This is a genomic window from Pseudomonas aegrilactucae (genome assembly GCF_019168305.1).
Taxonomy (GTDB): Bacteria; Pseudomonadota; Gammaproteobacteria; order Pseudomonadales; family Pseudomonadaceae; genus Aquipseudomonas; species Aquipseudomonas aegrilactucae.
Map to the genome: position 1 here is coordinate 1 of NZ_JAHTBI010000168.1, position 876 is coordinate 876.

Sequence of the window (876 nt, forward strand, 5' to 3'; positions counted from 1 at the left end):
TTTTTTGTTGGCACGAAAGAAGTCAAAAAGGTTCATTGGTCAGTTGCCTCCAAACAGGCGCTCGAAGAATCCCTTCTTCTGTACATCGAGGAACCGGTGTTCCACGGTTTTGCCCAGCAGGCGGTCAACAGTGTCGCTGTAGGCCTGGCCAGCATCGCTCTGGTCGTCGAGGATCACCGGTACGCCCTGGTTGGATGCCTTGAGCACCGCCTGGGATTCGGGAATCACGCCCAGCAACGCCACGGCGAGGATCTCCTTGACGTCTTCGACGCCGAGCATCTCGCCCTTGCTCACACGCTCTGGATGGTAGCGGGTGATCAGCAGGTGTTCCTTGATCGGGTCTTCGTTGTTCTCGGCGCGGCGCGATTTGCTGGCCAGCAGGCCCAGCATGCGGTCCGAGTCACGTACCGACGATACTTCCGGGTTGGTCACCACGATCGCCTCGTCGGCGAAGTACATGGCCAGGTGAGCGCCTTTCTCGATACCGGCCGGCGAATCGCAGACCACGAACTCGAATTGCTCCTTGAGCTCCATCAGGACCTTTTCCACGCCCTCCACGGTCAGCGCGTCCTTGTCACGGGTCTGGCTGGCGGCCAGCACGTACAGGTTCTCGAGGCGCTTGTCCTTGATCAGGGCCTGCTGCAGGTTGGCTTCGCCGTTGACCACGTTGACGAAGTCATACACCACGCGGCGTTCGCAGCCCATGATCAGGTCGAGGTTACGCAGGCCGACGTCGAAGTCGACGATGACGGTCTTGTGGCCACGCAGTGCGAGGCCGGTACCAATGGCGGCGCTGGTGGTGGTCTTACCCACACCACCCTTGCCGGATGTAACCACGAGAATCTTGGCCAAGGTGTATCACCCCTAAAGAAAAAA

Annotated in this window: 1 protein-coding gene; it reads right to left on the reverse strand. The window is 59.6% G+C overall.

Annotated elements, in window-relative coordinates; translation table 11 throughout:
* Window positions 1-39 precede the first annotated feature (39 nt).
* On the reverse strand, window positions 40-852 hold the full coding sequence (gene minD / locus KUO17_RS26315) for a septum site-determining protein MinD (RefSeq protein ID WP_217978468.1): 813 nt from the start codon (window positions 850-852) through the stop codon (window positions 40-42).
* Window positions 853-876 lie beyond the last annotated feature (24 nt).